A 16,363-nucleotide genomic window follows, 5' to 3' on the forward strand; every position below is an offset into this window, starting at 1 on the left:
GCTCGCGCGCACTAACTCGACCTCACAGCCTCTTGAGGCCGCGCAGAATCCTGACGAATGGTGCGCTGGAAGCGAGGCCCTTCCGCAGGCTCGGCTGCAGGTAGCTGAGGTTGTTGACGACGAAGTAGCGCACTCCGTGGCCGCGCCATTGCGCGGCCCGGTCGACGACCTCGTCGGGCGTCCCGGCCAGAACGGCGGCTTTGAGCAGCGATACCGGGACGTCCTTGGTGTAGGACAACACGGTCCGAAGGTCTAACGTTTGCGGGATCAGGTCCTGGGCGCCGGCGAACTCATGTCCGAGTGGATGTTGCACGCCGTGCTCGGCCCACATCTCCCCGGGAGCGATGAGCGCGAAGGCTTTTGCCGCAGCACAATTCAGGGCCTGCTCGACGTCGTCGCGACTGCGTCCGGTGATGACAAAGGCCGAGATTGCCGGCGTGATCGACGCGGGATCGCGCCCGGCGTCGGAGGCCGCCGTGCGCACTGCTTCGAGACCGGACGCGTAGGCCTTGGGTCCCGACAACAACCCGGGGAACCACGCGTCGGCGTAGCGCCCGGTGGCCCGCAGCATCCGCGGTCCCTTGGCGGCGATCCATATCTCGGGCCAGTTGCCACGGTAGGGCGGCAGCTCGAACACCGCGTCACGCAACGGGAAATACGGCGAGTCACGCGAGACGGGCGCGCCACCGGATTCCCACAGCGCACGGATCGTGGCGATCGCCTCTTCAAAGCGCGCAACGGGTTTGGTCCAGTCCACTCCGTAGGGCTCATTGCCCTCCCGTTCTCCCACGCCGAGGCCCAGGATGGCGCGGCCGCGGGTGATCAACTGCAACGTGGCCGCGGCCTGCGCGGTGACCGCCGGGTGACGGCGATTGGCATCGGTAACGCCGACGCCAAGGCGCAGACGCGCAAAGCGGTTGTGGGAGGCGAGATATCCGAGCATGGTCCACGGTTCGAATTGCGCGTCGACCTTCGGGACGAGTGTGGCGACACCGAGGTGGCCCGGCGTGGCGATCGAGCGCGGAAACAGCGAATTCAGGTGGTCGGCCACCCAGTAGGAGTCGACGCCGCCGGCCGTGGCCATCAGCATGTTGGCGCGGGCGAGCGCGGTCGCGGAGTATCGAGAATTGAGGAGCTGAACGCTCAGCCCGACTCGGACCGGATTCACACGCGTCGCCTTCCGCAGTGGTTGAAGCATCGTAGCGGTCCCCCGCCAGGCCAGGCGTCGAGTCGGTGGCGACCCCTGTTAACGACGACACGAGGATTCGTAAACAACAGGCTAACGACGCACTTATCGCGATGAGCGCCGGTATCGTTGCACTGTCCAAATCCTGCCTTGGATCGAGGGCCGATGACGGCGACGCAAGACGCGACCGGTTTCATTGGTGGGTTCGCACCCGTGACCGCAACGCTGCGGCGCGACGCGCAGCTCGCCCGGGCGTGCGCGCCGATGGCGGCAAAGGTACTGGCGCTCACCGCCGCCAGGAAGGCCCAGTCGAGATTGGCCGGCGGCCGTGCCCCAAAGCACGTTGAGATCACGGACTTCGACCCGCTGGACCCCGCGATGGCCCGCGACCCGTATCCGCATTACCGGGAGCTGCTGGCGGGCGGGCGGGTGCGGTACAACCCCAAGCGCGACGTCTACATCTTGAGCAGATACTCAGACGTCCGTGAGGCCGCGCGCAACCACGAGGCGTTGTCCAGCGCCCGCGGAGTCACCTTTTCACGCGGATCGGCGCCCTTCCTCCCCACCTCCGATCCGCCCAGACACACCGGGATGCGCAAGCAGTTGGCGCCGGGTATGGCGCGCGGCGCGTTGGAATCCTGGCGCCCGATGATCGACCAACTTGCCCTGGAACTGGTTTCCGGGCTGCTGGCGCGGACACCCGCGGACGTCGTTTCCACCGTGGCCGCACCGATGCCGATGCGCACCATCACCCATGTTCTCGGCATAACCGGACCCGACGAGACCGCGTTCTGCCGCCTGTCCAACCAAGCGGTTCGCATCACCGACGCCAATCTGTCGGCGTCGGGGCTGGTTTCGCTTGCGCACGGCTTCACCGGATTTCGGCGATTGCGCAAGCTGCTGGCTCACCGGTGCGACAACGGGCTGCTGGGGGATTCCACCATTCTCGGGAAGCTCGCCGCGGATGCCGCGCACAGCCGGATCAGCGATACAGAATTGTTCTTGTCTGCGGTGCTGTTGCTGGTTGCGGGGCACGAGACCACTGCGAACCTGATCAGCACCCTGTTTCTGACGCTGGCCGACCATCCGGATCAGCTCAGGCTCCTCGCGCAACGCGCAGATCTGATCCCGTCGGCGATCGAGGAGCAGCTTCGCTTCTCCTCACCGGTTCAAAGCATCTGTCGCACAGCGCGTGTCGACTATCGCGTCGGTGATGCCGTCATCCCGAGGGACTCGCTGGTGCTGCTGGCGTGGGGGGCGGCCAACCGCGACCCGCGCCAATTCGACGATCCGGATGTCTTTCGCGCCGACCGCAATCCGGCCGGGCATCTGGCGTTCGGCTCCGGCATCCACTCCTGTCCCGGGACGCAGCTGGCGCGGATGGAGGGCCAGGCCGTCCTGCGCGAGATCGTCGCCAACGTCGACCGGATCGATGTGGTTGAGCCACCGGTGTGGACGACGAACGCGAACCTGCGCGGCCTGACCCGGCTGCGGGTCGCCGTCACCCCCGCGCGACCGCATAGGGCGCCGCAGGCACCATGAACGCTTCTGCGTCTCGATGTTCCCGGTGGCACGAGTGGGCGGCGCCGGTGTGGATCGGGTGCAGCTTCTCGGCATGGGCGCGGCTGCTGATCCGGAACCGTTTTGCCGTGCACCCCAGCCGCTGGCACTTCGCCGTTCTCGTCACGCTCGCCAGCGTCGTCAACTCCTTCCTGGGGTGGTGCCAGAAGATCCTGTTCGGCGGGCGGACGGCCCAAACGGTGGTCGCCGACGCACCGATCTTCATCGTCGGCCACTGGCGCACCGGCACCACGCTGCTGCACGAAATGCTGGTCCTCGATGAGCGCCACACCGGTCCCACGGGTTTCGAATGCGTTGCACCGCAACATTTTCTGTTGACCGAGCGGATAGCGCCACTGCTGGGATTCCTGGTGTCGAAGCATCGCGCGATGGACAACATGGACCTGAGCCTGCGCCATCCGCAAGAAGACGAGTTCATCTGGTGCATGCAGGGGCAGCCGTCCCCGTACCTGACGCTGGCGTTCCCGAACCGGCCGACGCAGCACGAGCGTTATCTGGATTTGGACCAGTTGACCCCGCGAGAACTGGAGGCGTGGAAACGCATCCTCTACCGGTTCGTTCAGCAGGTGCACCTTCGCCGTCGCAAGGTGGTGATCCTGAAAAACCCGAATCACAGTTTCCGAATAAGGGTGCTGCTGGACGTCTTTCCGCGGGCGAGGTTCATCCACATCGTCCGAGATCCCTATGTCGTCTATCCCTCCAGCCTCCACCTTCTCAAGTCGTTGTCCCGCGTACACAGCCTGCAGCGGCCGACGTTCGACGGATTGAACGAGAAGGTTCTGTCGACCTATCTCCATCTGCATCGAAAGTTGGACGAAGGGCGAGAACTCGTCGATCCCGCACGCTTCTACGAATTGCGCTACGAAGATCTGATCGCCGATCCCGAGGGACAGTTGCGCCGACTCTACGAGCACCTGGGGCTGGGCGGCTTCGAGCAATACCTACCGCGCCTGCGCCGGTATCTCGCCGACCACGCGGACTATGAGACGAACAGCTACGAGCTGACGGCCGACCAGCGTGCCGCCGTCGCCGAGCGTTGGGGAGAGGTCATTGACCGGTACGGCTACGGCGACGCGTCGAATCCCGTTGGTGCGACGCTGACGGCATGCCTCCCGGAATGACCAGTGCGTCGGGGCCGGTCGCCGCGTGGAATGTCTATGTGATCGCGGACGCGGTTTTGCACTAACCCGCTGCTCAGGGGGCGTCGACGGTTCGGCCGCCCGGGGGCCCGTACAGGTAGGGGTAGTGCACGTTCGGGTCGTTCGGCGGCCGCATGTCCGGCGGAGGCGGCGCGCTGCGCCAGGCGGCGGGAAGGCGACAGCCGGTGTCGTAGGAGTAGGCGATCAGGGTGCCGTGGTTCACCAACTCGATCGAGGCGCCGTCGTCGCGGGTTTGTGAGTCGTTGTCCGCGCCCGGCGGCCGCGGCGGCTGGCCGGGCGTCGAATCGCTCTGGTGAAACCCGGCCGCGGAGAACAGCGGCGCCAGGTCGGTGGTGATCTGCGGCCACTGCGCGGGGGAGGGGCCCGGCTCGCCGAAGAAGTGGTCGCTCTGCTCCTGGCGACCGATGGTGCGGACGAACGGGTCTTTGCAGCCGTTCGTCGGATGAGCGATCGCGGTGCTCGAAAACCTGGTCTGTGGCGAGTATTTGGCGACGGTCGCCCGAATCTTGGCGTCGAGGTCGGCCAACTGCCCCTCGACGGTCTCCAGGTCGGGCCGGTCGTTGACGATCTTCTGCAGCCGATCCAGCTCGCTGCGCCCCGGATTGGCGTACGGGTTGAACGTCGTCGGCTTGGCGCATGCCGCGGACAGCGTCGCCGTCACCACGGCGACGGTGAGCGCCCCCCGCGCCAACGAGGAAGTGCCGCACCGCATTTCTACGGCCCCGCGACGATGATCGGCTCCTGACCCGGCGGGATCAGGAGCGGGGGCGGCTGCGCCTCGACAAGGTCGTCGGGCAGCCCGGCCAGGACCGCGGCCAGGTTGTAGCCGCTCATTCGGAGCTGGCCGTTGCTGCCGTCGCGGGCGTATTCGGAGTGTCCATAGGCACGCTCGTGCAGCATACCGTCGCCCAGGCTGCCGCCCGGCGCCGTTCCCGTGTCGACGGACAACGGGGTCATGCCGGGAACATCCTGGGGGGCGGGCCCGAAGGCGCCGAACTGCGGGATCACGTCGGACACACCGTCATTGACGCCGATCTCGTAGTAGGCGTGCCCCGGCGCAACACCCAGCTGCGAGACATTGCTCAGCTCGGTGCCGGGCGACCCGTACAGCACGACATCGCTCACGGGCGCACCCTGCTGCAACGCCAGGCTGGTCACCAGGGAGCCGTAGGAATGCCCGAACGCGGTGATGTGCTGGTCCGAGACATTGCTTGCCGCGGCCAGGCCCTTGTAGAAATGGTTGAGCGGTCCCGCGCCCTGGTGGGCGAGCCGGTCCATGGCGACGTCTATCGGGTTGTCGGGAGCGTCGTAGCCCAGCCACGCGACCGACGCCACCGAGTCGTAGTTCGGTGTGCCCGCGAACCTGCGCAGGTCGCTCGCCTTGGCGCGCTGGGTTTCGGCTTCGCGCACCATCGCGTCCACGCTGGAGCTGACCCGGGTGTTCAGGCCGCCCACCGTCACCCCGACCCGCTCGGCGTTGTCGACGTCCCCGATCCCCACCGCGGCCAGCACCTTGTTGGGGTTGCTGGTGGTGTCGAGCAGGATCAGGCTGGTTCCAGGGTGCTTACTGAGTGTGTCCTGTAACGCCTGCAAGTCCGCCAGCTTGGCGGCGTCGGTGTGCCACACGCCATTTCCGTCCAGCCAGCCCTGCTGTAGCCGCCGCAGCTCGCGTTGCAGGACTGGCATGTTGAGTTCGCTGCGAACGTCGGTGGGAATCCCGTCGAGGCTGCGGATCGAGTTCGGGAACCATTCCTTGACCCGGTCCTGCTGCCCCGGGGTCAACGAATGCCACCACTGCTTGACCGCGTCGGGATCGCTGTTCGGCGGTGGCACGTGCGGCATCTTGGGTGGCTCGTGGCTGATCTGAGTATCTACCTGCTGGGAGGACAGGTCGCCGTCGGCGCCGCGAATCGCCGCCGCCAGATCCTCGTCGGCGGTCTCGGCGTCGGCCAAAAGCCGTTTGATGTTCGCGTTCACCCGCAGCGCGGCGTCGAGGATGTCCTTTTGATCGGCGGCGGAGTACGACGACAAGTCCGGGGGCGGCAACGCGAGGCCGGTCGTGTCGTCGATCGTCAGGTGATGAGCGCGCGCATCGTCGCGAATCGCGTTGAGCCGCACCTTGATTGCCGCAACCTGATCGGCCGATTTCTCGGCGGCGCGAGCGACGGCCTCGCAGGCGTCGGCGTGCGTGTCCAGGATTTCCGAGGTGCGATGCGTCGCCGCGTGCGCCGCTTCGGCGGCGTCACCGCCGAAATCCAGGAGCCGCATGGTATCGGTCAGCGCCGCCGACGCAGTGCGGGTGCCGTGCGAGCGCTTGATCGCGGCATCGAAGACCGCCCTGATCGCCGCGGGATCCCAGCGCTCGATGTCGGCCAGGCTGAGCGTCATACGCCGCGCGCAGCGTCCCCATCGGCGGTGGTGCCGACCTCGGCCAGTGCCGCTGCGGTGCGCTGCTCCATCTCGGTGAGCTCCACGGCGGCGAAATGCATGCCACACGAATGCTCGCCGAAGCGGCCGATGTGGGTCGTGCCGGCGGTCTCCCAACCGTCGAGCAATCCCGATAGTGCGCCCGCCGACGAGCCGACCCAACCCGACTGCGCGTCCGCGGCCGCGCCGAGGCAGGCCTGCTGAACGGCCAGCAATGTCTCACCGTGGTTGGCGAGTTGGGTTCCCACGTGGCTCAGTACGTCCGGCTGCGCGCGCAATTCCTCGGCCATGACTCGCCCCCGCCCTGAATGAGATCCTGTGGCTTCGCTCCTGCGGAGTATTGCACGAGCCGGGGGCTCGAGCCAGTTACCCTCCGCGGCTGACCAGCCGGTTTGCCCGCTGCTAGCGGGGCCTGCGGGCCTTGCGCTTGATGCCCACGCCACCCCACAGCGAGAAGCCGCGAATGTTGACCTTCGGCGCGCCCGGTGTGCCCTGGCCGACGACGTCGCGGTCGAAGCCGCCCATCACACCGCGCCCGTGGATCTCGACGTTCACTTCCGGCGGCAGCAGGATGTTCTGGACGCCCATGATCGAGATCGCATGAATGTCAACCTCGGTCGAGGTGAAGTCGGCGTAGCGCAAGTCCACCACCCCGCTGCCCCACAGGGTAAACGTGGTCAGCTTCTTCGGGACGTTCCATCGGCCCCGGCGCTCGAATCCGCTCAGCAGCGCCAGCAGCAGGGTGGACGGCGCGGGATTGAGCTTGCCGCCCCGGCGCGGGACGATCGGCGCGCCCGGCAGGTCGGCCCGCAGCTCGTCGAGCTCCGCGTACGTGGTCGCCGCGTACGCCTTGGTCAATCGGTCTTCGTAGTCCTTGAGCTGCAGCCGGCCCTGTTCGGCGGCGTAGGCCAGCAACTGCGCGATCTGGATCCGATCGGTGTCGCCCGCACGTGACGATTCGTCGCGTGTGTCGTTTTCGTCACGTTGCGTTGGGTTGCTCATCATCCACGAGCGTACGACGTAGAAGTTTTGCTGCAAGCGGGTTGGCTAAACTGCAACCTTCTTCCCGGGCCGCTCCTGATCGACGGGCCTTTTGCGGCGCCCCGGCGGGCCGTTAGACGTTTGCCCAACTAGGCGGGCGTTTCTGCAGGAATGCGAGCATGCCTTCGCGGGCCTCGTCGGAGACGAACAGCCGCGCCGACTCCTCGCTGAGCCGCTCAGCGTCGCGATCGAACCCCTGCAGCACACCCGCCGTGGTCAACGCTTTGGACGCCGCAAGCCCCTGCGGAGACCCCCGGCTCACGTCGGCCACCAGCTTCGCTACCGCGGCGTCGACGTCGTCGGCCGCCATGGTGATCAACCCGATCGCGGCGGCCTCGGCGGCGTCGAACGTTTCGCCGGTCAGGTAGTAGCGGGCGGCGGCGCGCGCCGACATCTTCGGCAGCAGCGTCAGCGAGATGATCGCCGGGGCCACGCCGATGCGGGCCTCGGTCAGCGCGAAGGTGCTGCGCGGACCGGCGACGGCGATGTCGCACGCGCCGACGAGTCCGAACCCGCCGGCCCGCACGTGCCCGTCGATCGCGGCGATCACCGGCAGCGGGGACTCGACGATGGCGCGCAGCAACGCGGTCAACTCCCGGGCCCGGGCCGCCGCCATGTCGAACGGGTCGCCGCCGCCGGCCTCGCTCAGGTCGGCACCGGCGCAGAACGTGCCGCCGGTGTGCCCGAGCACCACCGCCCGCACCGCCGGATCCGCGGCGGCGTCCCGCAGCCGCTGATGCAGCTGGCCGACCAGCGCGGTCGAGAGCGCGTTGCGGTTGGCCGGTGAGTTCAGCGTCAGCCGGGCGAACGGGCCGCCGGCATCGGCCGGGCCGGTGTAGTCGACGAGCGTGTCCATCAGTACGAGCGGGGCAGGCCCAGCGACGTCTGGGCGACGAAGTTCAGCACCATCTCGCGGCTGATCGGGGCGATCCTTCCCAGCCGCGCCGACGTCAGCATGGCGGCGACGCCGTACTCCTGCGTCAGCCCGTTGCCGCCCATCGACTGCACGGCCTGGTCGACCGAGCGGGTAGCCGCCTCGGCCGCAGCGTATTTGGCCATGTTGGCGGCCTCGGCCGCGCCCATGTCGTCGCCGCTGTCGTAGAGCGTCGCCGCCTTCTGCATCATCAGCTTGGCCAGCTGGACCTCAATGTGGCACTGCGCCAACGGATGTGACAGGCCCTGGTGCGCGCCGATGGGGGTGGACCAGACCTGACGGGTCTTGACGTAGTCGACGGCCTTCTCCAGCGCGAACCGTCCCATGCCCACCGAGCTGGCCGCACCCATGATGCGTTCGGGGTTCAGGCCGGCGAAAAGCTGTGCGATGGCGGCGTCCTCGGCGCCGACGAGCGCGTCCGACGGCAGCCGGACGTCGTCGAGGAAGACCTGGAACTGCCGTTCGGGGCTGATCAGCTCCATGTCGATCGGGGTGTAGGTGAAGCCGGGCGCATCGGTGGGCACCACGAACAGCGCGGGGCGCAGCTTGCCGGTCTTCGCCTCCTCGGTGCGGGCCACCACCAGCACCGCCTGGGCCTGGTCGATGCCGGAGATGAACACCTTCTGGCCCTTGAGAACCCAGTCGCTGCCGTCGCGGCGGGCGGTGGTGGTGATCTTGTGCGAGTTGGATCCGGCGTCCGGCTCGGTGATGGCGAACGCCATCGTCAGCGAGCCGTCGGCGATGGCGGGAATCCAGCGCTTCTTCTGTTCCTCGGTGCCGAACTTGCTGATGATCGTGCCGTTGATCGCGGGCGACACCACCATCAGCAGCAGCGCGCTGCCCGCGGCGGCCATCTCCTCCATCACCAGTGACAGCTCGTACATTCCGGCGCCGCCGCCGCCGTACTCCTCGGGCAGGTTCACCCCGAGAAAGCCGAGTTTGCCCGCCTCGGCCCATAACTCGTCGGTGTGCTCGTGCGCGCGCGCCTTCTTCAGGTAGTACTCGGCGCCGTAGTTGGACGCCCATGCGGCCACGGATTTGCGCAGCGCCTGGCGCTCCTCGCTCTCGATGAAGCTGGTATCGGTCATTTCGGATCTCCTTCTTGGGACGGCGCCTCCACTCGTGCGAGGACGGCGCCTACTTCGACTTGCTGACCGGTCGTGACGTCGAGCTGCGCGAGCACACCGTCGGTCGGCGCGGTGATGGTGTGCTCCATCTTCATCGCCTCCAGCCAGATCAGCGGCTGACCGGCGGTGACGGCATCGCCGACGGCGGCGCCCAGCCGGATGACGTTGCCGGGCATCGGTGCGACCAGGGATCCCTGCTCGACGGCCGAACCCGGCTCGGGGAACCGTGGCAACGCGGCCAGGTGGACGGGCCCGCGCGGGCAGTCGACGTAGACGTCCTGGCCGTAGCGCGCGACGGCGAAGCCGCAAGCCACACCGGCGCCGTCGGCCAGCACGACCTCGTCGTGCGCCGCCGAGACCAGCCGCACCGGCTCGTCCCCGGCAAGCACCAATCCGGTTCGGGTGAAACGGTATTCGACCCCGTGCTCGTTGTCCGCGTCGTCGCGGTAGCTCTTCACCTGGAAGCCGGACGCCAGGTTGCGCCAGCCGCTCGGGATCGAGGCGAACACCTGCGCCGTCGCGCGGTTGTGCGCGGCGTCGGCGAGCGCGGCCGCGATCGCCGACAACCGGACCGTCGCGTCGTCGGCCAGCGGGGCCGACAGTTCGGCCAGGCCGTGCGTGTCGAAAAACGCGGTGTCGGTGGCGCCGTCGAGAAACGCCGGATGGCGAAGCACGTTCACCAGCAGCTCGCGGTTGGTGCGCACACCGTGCAGGCGGGCACGGGCCAGCGCATCGGCGAGCACCAGCGCGGCCTGCCGGCGCGTCGGCGCGTAGGAGATGACCTTGGCGAGCATCGGATCGTAGTGGATCGACACCGCCGAGCCGGCGACGATGCCCGAGTCCAACCGGATCCCGGTGCGCCGCCCCAGCGAGCCGAACTCGGCGGCAACCGAGGGCACGTCGACCGTGTGCACCAGACCGGCCTGGGGCTGCCAGCCGTGCGCCGGATCCTCGGCGTAGAGCCGGGCCTCGATCGAATATCCCTCGCCCGCAGGCGGGTCGGCGTCGAGCCGCTCCCCGGCGGCGACGGCGAGTTGCAGCTCGACGAGGTCGAGCCCGGTGGTCTCCTCGGTGACCGGGTGCTCGACCTGCAGCCGGGTGTTCATCTCCAGGAAGTAGAACTCGCCGTCATCGTCGGCGAGGAACTCCACCGTCCCGGCACCCGCGTAGCCGATGGCGCCGGCCGCCAGCCGGGCCGCGTCGAACAGCTTGGCGCGCATGCCCGGGGTGCGCTCGACCAACGGTGACGGCGCCTCCTCGATGATCTTCTGGTGGCGGCGCTGGATCGAGCACTCGCGTTCCCCGACGGCCCACACGGTGCCGTGAGTATCGGCGAGGACCTGAACCTCCACGTGGTGCCCGGTGGGCAGGTAGCGCTCGCAGAACACGGTCGGGTCGCCGAACGCGGATTGCGCCTCCCGCTGTGCCGCGGCGACTTCGCCAGGGAGAGAAGACAATTCATGAACGACCCGCATGCCGCGCCCGCCGCCGCCCGCCGATGCCTTGACCAACACCGGCAGCTGGGCTTCGGTGACGGTGTCAGGGTCGAGTTCGTCGAGCACCGGGACGCCCGCGGCGGCCATCATCTTCTTGGCCTCGATCTTGGAGCCCATCGCGCGCACCGCAGCTACCGGCGGGCCGACCCAGGTCAGGCCGGCCTCCTGCACCGCGGCGGCGAATTCGGCGTTCTCCGAGAGGAATCCGTAGCCGGGGTGCACCGCGTCGGCGCCCGCGGCGCGGGCGGCGGCGATGATGGCCCCGGCGTTCAGGTAGTCGTTGGTGTTGGGCAGCCGCACCCGCGCGTCGGCCTCGGCGACGTGCGGGGCGGCGGCGTCCGGGTCGGTGTAGACGGCGACGGTGCCCAGGCCCAGCCGCCGGCAGGTGGCGAAGACCCGCCGCGCGATCTCACCGCGGTTGGCGACCAGCACTCGAGTAACCATGGGGCTCACATCCGGAAGACGCCGAAGTTCGACGTCCCCTTGATCGGGCCATTGGCGATGGCGGACAAACACATTCCCAGTACTGTGCGGGTGTCGCGCGGGTCGATGACGCCGTCGTCGTAGAGCATCCCGGACAGCACCAGCGGCAGCGACTCGGCCTCGATCTGTCCCTCGACGGCGGCGCGCATCGCGGCGTCGGCTTCCTCGTCGACCTGCTGCCCCCGAGCCTGGGCGGCGGCCCGGCTCACGATCGACAGCACCCCGGACAGCTGGGCGCCGCCCATCACCGCGGCCTTCGCGCTGGGCCAGGCGAACAGGAACCGGGGGTCGTAGGCGCGCCCGCACATGCCGTAGTGGCCGGCGCCGTAGGACGCGCCGATCAGCAGCGAGATGTGCGGGACGGTCGAATTGGACACGGCGTTGATCATCATCGAGCCGTGCTTGATCATGCCGCCCTCTTCGTAGTCCTTGCCCACCATGTAGCCGGTGGTGTTGTGCAAGAACAACAGTGGCGTGTCGGAGCGGTTGGCCAGCTGGATGAACTGGGTGGCCTTCTGCGACTCCTCGCTGAAGAGAATGCCGCGCGCGTTGGCCAGGATGCCCAGCGGATAGCCGTGCAACCGCGCCCACCCGGTGACCAGCGACGGCCCATAGAGCGGCTTGAACTCGTCGAAATCCGAGCCGTCGACGATGCGGGCGATCACCTCGCGCGGGTCGAACGGGATGCGCAGGTCCGGTGGCACGATGCCGATCAGCTCCTCGGCATCGAACAGCGGCTCGGTCACGGGCCCGGGGGCGGGGCCGTGCTTGACCCAGTTCAGCCGGGCGACGATGCGGCACCCGATCCGCAGCGCGTCGAGCTCGTCGACGGCGAAGTAGTCGGCCAAACCCGATGTGCGTGCGTGCATTTCGGCGCCGCCCAGCGACTCGTCGTCGGATTCCTCGCCGGTGGCCATCTTCACCAGCGGCGGGCCGGCCAGGAACACCTTCGAGCGTTCCCTGATCATCACCACGTGGTCGGACATGCCGGGAACGTAGGCGCCGCCCGCGGTGGAGTTGCCGAACACCAGCGCGATGGTGGGGATCCCGGCCGCCGACAGCCTGGTCAGGTCGCGGAACATCCGCCCGCCGGGGATGAAGATCTCCTTCTGCGTCGGTAGGTCGGCACCGCCGGATTCGACCAGCGAGATGACGGGAAGCCGGTTTTCGAACGCGATTTGGTTGGCCCGCAGTATCTTCTTCAGCGTCCACGGGTTGCTGGTGCCGCCCTTGACCGTCGGGTCGTTGGCGACGATCATGCACTCCACACCGGACACCGCGCCGATGCCGGTGACCGTGCTGGCGCCGATCTGAAAGGCGCTGCCGTAGGCGGCCAGCGGGCTGAGTTCCAGGAACGGGGAGTCCGGGTCGACGAGCAGCTCGATGCGTTCTCGGGCGGTGAGCTTGCCGCGGCCGTGATGGCGCTCGACATACTTGGGTCCGCCGCCCGCAAGCGCTTTGGCGAGCTCGGCCTCGATTTCGGCCAGCCTGGTGTTCGCGGCCCACGCCGCCTCGGCGTAGGTGTCGGCCTTGGGATCCAGGGTGGACTGCAATACCGTCACGATTGATATCCCAGGGTTTTCGCGGCCAGTGCGGTGAGGATTTCGGTGGTCCCGCCGCCGATGCCGAGGATCCTCATGTCCCGGTATTGGCGTTCGACTTCGGACTCGGCCATGTAACCCATGCCGCCGAACAGCTGAACGGCTTGGTTGGCAACCCATTCCCCGGCCTCGACGGCGGTGTTCTTGGCGAAACACACCGCGGCGATCAGGTTGGTCTCGCCGGCCAGTTGCCGTTCGACCACATTGCGCGAGTAGACCCGCGCCACGTCGATGCGCCGGGCCATCTCGGCCAGCGTGTTCTGCACCGACTGGCGCGATATCAGCGGCCGGCCGAAGGTCCCCCGGTCGCGGCACCACTGCACGGTCAGGTCCAGGCAGCGCTGGGCGCTCGAATACGCCTGCGCGGCAAGGCCGATCCGTTCGGCGACGAACGCCTGGGCGATCTGGGCGAATCCGCTGTTCTCGGCGCCGACGAGGTTGGCCCTCGGCACTCGCACGTCGGTGTAGGACAGCTCGGCGGTGTCGGAGGATCGCCAGCCCATCTTGTCCAGCTTGCGGGTCACCTCGAATCCGGGCGTGCCCTTCTCGACGACCAGCAGCGAAACCCCCGCCGCGCCAGGGCCGCCGGTGCGCACCGCGGTGACCACGTAGTCGGCGCGCACCCCGGAGGTGATGTAGGTCTTGGCGCCGTTGACCACGTAGTGGTCGCCGTCGGGCACCGCGCTGGTCCGCAGGTGTCCCACGTCCGAACCGCCGCCAGGCTCGGTGATGGCCAGCGATCCGATCTTCTCGCCGGCCAGCGTCGGCCTTACAAACGTGTCGATCAGCCGTTGGTCGCCCGACGCGATCATGTGCGGCACCGCGATGCCACAGGTGAACAGCGACGCGAACACGCCGCCCGGCGCGCCGGCCTGGTGCATCTCCTCGCAGATGATCACCGAGTCGGCGCCGTCCCCGCCGCCGCCCCCGACCGCCTCGGGAAAGCCGGCGCCCAGCAGCCCGGCGGCCCCGGCGCGCCGATGCAGGTCGCGCGGCAGGTCGCCGCTGCGCTCCCACTCGTCGACGTGGGGCAGGATCTCGCGTTCTGCGAAGGAGCGCACCGTCTTTCGCAACTGTTCGCGCTCCGGCGTGGTCCAGATGTTCACAGCAGCCTTTCCGGGATGTCGACGTGGCGGCTGCGCAGCCATTCGCCCAGCCCCTTGGCCTGCGGATCGAATCGTGCCTGGTAGGCGACGCCCTGGCCCAGAATGCCGTCGACGACGAAGTTCACCGCCCGCAGGTTGGGCAGCACATGGCGGGTGACGCCGAAACCGGCCGCCTCGGGCAGTAGCTCCTTGAACAGTTCGACGGTCAGCGTGTTGGCCAGCCAGCGCCACTGTTCGTCGGTGCGCACCCACACGCCGACGTTCGCGGACCCGCCCTTGTCGCCGCTGCGGGCCCCGGCGATCCGGCCCAGCGGCACCCGGCGCGTCGGGCCGGCCGGCAGCGGGTCGGGCAACGGCGGGGGACCGGCGGGCTTCAACTCCAAAGTCTCGGTGGCGCAGGGGATGTCGGTGCGGCTGCCGTCGGCGTGCACCGCGACGTGCGGCACCTGGGTGGCGTCGACGTAACCTGGCGTGAAGACGCCGTAGACCTGGCCGTCGCCCGGCGGGGCGGTGACGTGGAAGCCCGGATAACTAGCGAGCGCCAATTCCACTGCGGCCGAAGAGAACTGGCGACCGACGTTGGCGGCATCGGGGTCGCGGACCACGCAGTGCAGCAACGCGCTGGCGGCTTCCTCGGTGTCGGCGTCGGCGTGATCGGTGCGGGCCAGCGTCCATTCCAGCTCGGCGGGCTTCACCGTCAAAGCGGCCTCGAGCTGCCGGCGCAGCAATTCGGCTTTGGCCTCGATGTCGAGGCCGGTCAGCACGAACGTCATGGCATTGCGGAACCCGCCGATGCTGTTCAGCGACACCTTCAGCGTGGGCGGCGGCGGTTCGCCGCGCACGCCGCCGATGCGCACCCGGTCGGGCCCGTCGGCGGAAAGCTCGACGCTGTCCATCCGGGCCGTGACGTCGGGGTTGGCGTAGCGCGCGCCGGTGATCTCGTAGAGCAGCTGCGCGGTGACGGTGTCGACGCTGACCAGTCCGCCGGTGCCGGGGTGCTTGGTGATCACCGACGAGCCGTCGGCGTTGACCTCGGCCAGTGGGAAGCCGGCGTAGGTCAGGTCGGGGATTTCGGTGAAGAACGAGTAGTTGCCGCCGCTGGCCTGGACTCCGCACTCGATGACGTGGCCCGCGACCACGGCCCCGGCGAGTTCGTCGTAGTCGGTGCGGCCCCAGCCGAAATGCGCGGCGGCGGCCCCGACGATCACCGAGGCATCGGTGACCCGCCCGGTGACCACGACGTCGGCGCCCTCGTTGAGGCAGTCGACGATGCCCCACGCACCCAGGTAGGCATTCGCGGTCAGCGGCGTTCCCAGCCCCAGGTCGGCCGCGCGGGGCGCCAGGTCGTCGCCCTCGACGTGGGCGACCCGCGCCGCAATGCCCAGGCGCTCGGCCAGCGCCCGGACCGCGTCGGCCAGGCCGGCTGGATTGAGGCCGCCGGCGTTGGCGACGATGCGCACCCCGCGGTCGCAGGCCTCGCCAAGGCAGTCCTCGAGCTGGGTCAGGAACGTCTTGGCGTAGCCGCGGTCGGGATTTTTCATCCGGTCCCGGCCGAGGATGAGCATGGTGAGCTCGGCCAGGTAGTCGCCGGTCAGATAGTCCACATCGCCGCCGGTCAGCATCTCGCGCATCGCCGAAAGCCGGTCGCCGTAGAACCCCGAGCAGTTCGCGATCCGGGCAGCGGCGGCGCCAGAAGCCATGCGCATCCTCCCCTCGCTGGGATTACCGTGAGCCGAACCAACCAACCGGTAGGTCAGCATAGCCGGACGCCGACGGCGGCGTGAATACCAGCATGCGCCGTCCCCCTGGGCTGCTGAAACCCACCGCGACACTTAAACCACGCACAAGACACCCCGATGTGGACCGCAGCGGTTTAAGTTTCGGCGCGCGGCTGGCGCGCGGCCGGTGGCGCGCGGCCGTCGGCGTTTTGGCGCCCGCCGGGCCACCGACTATCCTGAGAGGCAATTCTGGTAGGAAATCGCCGTTCGGCGAACCGAAGCCCCGATCGAGGAGTAAGGCCCGACCATGGCCACACCCAAGCGCAGGATGTCCCGCGCGAACACCCGGAGCCGCCGCGCGCAGTGGAAGGCCGCCAAGCCCGAGCTCGTCAGTGTCACGGTTGCTGGTCAGCAGCACAAACTGCCCCGCCGGCTGCTCAAGGCGGCCCGCCTCGGTCTGATCGACCTCGACCGGCGCTAGGGGCCCCGACGGGCAGACACGT

Annotated in this window: 14 protein-coding genes; 3 read left to right on the forward strand and 11 right to left on the reverse strand. The window is 68.6% G+C overall.

Translation table 11 applies throughout. The annotated features are described in order from the left end of the window. Positions 1-22: 22 nt before the first annotated feature. Positions 23-1,168, reverse strand: coding sequence for an LLM class flavin-dependent oxidoreductase (locus OQ968_RS03220; protein ID WP_420715810.1), 1,146 nt, complete (start codon positions 1,166-1,168; stop codon positions 23-25). Between the two features lie 183 nt (positions 1,169-1,351). Here OQ968_RS03220 and OQ968_RS03225 point away from each other — a divergent pair, with 183 nt between their 5' ends. Both OQ968_RS03225 and OQ968_RS03230 read left to right on the forward strand, forming a co-directional pair. Next, entirely contained in the window at positions 1,352-2,728 is a 1,377-nt protein-coding gene (locus OQ968_RS03225) for a cytochrome P450 (RefSeq protein ID WP_420715811.1), read from the forward strand. After that, positions 2,725-3,888 carry a sulfotransferase gene (locus OQ968_RS03230; RefSeq protein ID WP_324674559.1) on the forward strand — a complete coding sequence of 388 codons (1,164 nt, stop codon included), beginning with the start codon at positions 2,725-2,727 and terminating at the stop codon, positions 3,886-3,888. The genes OQ968_RS03225 and OQ968_RS03230 overlap by 4 nt, the downstream gene beginning before the upstream one ends. Before the next feature lie 73 nt (positions 3,889-3,961). On the opposite strand, the gene OQ968_RS03235 is transcribed toward OQ968_RS03230, so the two are convergent. The 10 genes from OQ968_RS03235 to OQ968_RS03280 all read right to left on the reverse strand — a co-directional run bounded on the left by OQ968_RS03235 (position 3,962) and on the right by OQ968_RS03280 (position 15,848). Further along, positions 3,962-4,639 carry an LppA family lipoprotein gene (locus OQ968_RS03235; protein WP_420715812.1) on the reverse strand — a complete coding sequence of 226 codons (678 nt, stop codon included), beginning with the start codon at positions 4,637-4,639 and terminating at the stop codon, positions 3,962-3,964. A 2-nt stretch (positions 4,640-4,641) separates the two neighbouring features. Further along, a complete protein-coding gene (locus OQ968_RS03240) occupies positions 4,642-6,315 on the reverse strand; it encodes an alpha/beta hydrolase (RefSeq protein WP_324674563.1) in 1,674 nt (557 codons plus the stop codon). Then, a complete protein-coding gene (locus OQ968_RS03245; protein WP_324674565.1) occupies positions 6,312-6,644 on the reverse strand; it encodes a hypothetical protein in 333 nt (110 codons plus the stop codon). Before OQ968_RS03245 ends, OQ968_RS03240 begins: the two co-directional genes overlap by 4 nt. A gap of 112 nt (positions 6,645-6,756) precedes the next feature. Then, positions 6,757-7,356: a DUF1707 domain-containing protein gene (locus OQ968_RS03250; protein ID WP_324674567.1), complete on the reverse strand. Its 600-nt coding sequence runs from the start codon at positions 7,354-7,356 to the stop codon at positions 6,757-6,759. Between the two features lie 112 nt (positions 7,357-7,468). Then, the gene (locus OQ968_RS03255) at positions 7,469-8,251 is read right to left on the reverse strand and encodes an enoyl-CoA hydratase family protein (RefSeq protein ID WP_324674569.1); all 783 of its coding nucleotides are present in this window, start codon (positions 8,249-8,251) and stop codon (positions 7,469-7,471) included. Then, on the reverse strand, positions 8,251-9,417 hold the full coding sequence (locus tag OQ968_RS03260; protein WP_324674571.1) for an acyl-CoA dehydrogenase family protein: 1,167 nt from the start codon (positions 9,415-9,417) through the stop codon (positions 8,251-8,253). The genes OQ968_RS03255 and OQ968_RS03260 overlap by 1 nt, the downstream gene beginning before the upstream one ends. Beyond that, positions 9,414-11,396, reverse strand: coding sequence for an acetyl/propionyl/methylcrotonyl-CoA carboxylase subunit alpha (locus OQ968_RS03265; RefSeq protein WP_324674573.1), 1,983 nt, complete (start codon positions 11,394-11,396; stop codon positions 9,414-9,416). Before OQ968_RS03265 ends, OQ968_RS03260 begins: the two co-directional genes overlap by 4 nt. A gap of 5 nt (positions 11,397-11,401) precedes the next feature. Then, the gene (locus tag OQ968_RS03270; RefSeq protein ID WP_324674575.1) at positions 11,402-12,997 is read right to left on the reverse strand and encodes an acyl-CoA carboxylase subunit beta; all 1,596 of its coding nucleotides are present in this window, start codon (positions 12,995-12,997) and stop codon (positions 11,402-11,404) included. Continuing rightward, positions 12,994-14,142 (reverse strand): acyl-CoA dehydrogenase family protein, encoded by a 1,149-nt coding sequence (locus OQ968_RS03275; protein WP_324674577.1) that lies wholly within the window; start codon positions 14,140-14,142, stop codon positions 12,994-12,996. Before OQ968_RS03275 ends, OQ968_RS03270 begins: the two co-directional genes overlap by 4 nt. After that, entirely contained in the window at positions 14,139-15,848 is a 1,710-nt protein-coding gene (locus OQ968_RS03280) for an acyclic terpene utilization AtuA family protein (RefSeq protein ID WP_324674579.1), read from the reverse strand. Before OQ968_RS03280 ends, OQ968_RS03275 begins: the two co-directional genes overlap by 4 nt. A 319-nt stretch (positions 15,849-16,167) precedes the next feature. On the opposite strand from OQ968_RS03280, the gene rpmF reads away from it, so the two are divergent. Further along, positions 16,168-16,341: a 50S ribosomal protein L32 gene (rpmF, locus tag OQ968_RS03285; protein WP_324674581.1), complete on the forward strand. Its 174-nt coding sequence runs from the start codon at positions 16,168-16,170 to the stop codon at positions 16,339-16,341. Positions 16,342-16,363: the final 22 nt, after the last annotated feature.

The organism is Mycobacterium sp. 663a-19, assembly GCF_035616495.1.
Classification (GTDB): domain Bacteria; phylum Actinomycetota; class Actinomycetes; order Mycobacteriales; family Mycobacteriaceae; genus Mycobacterium.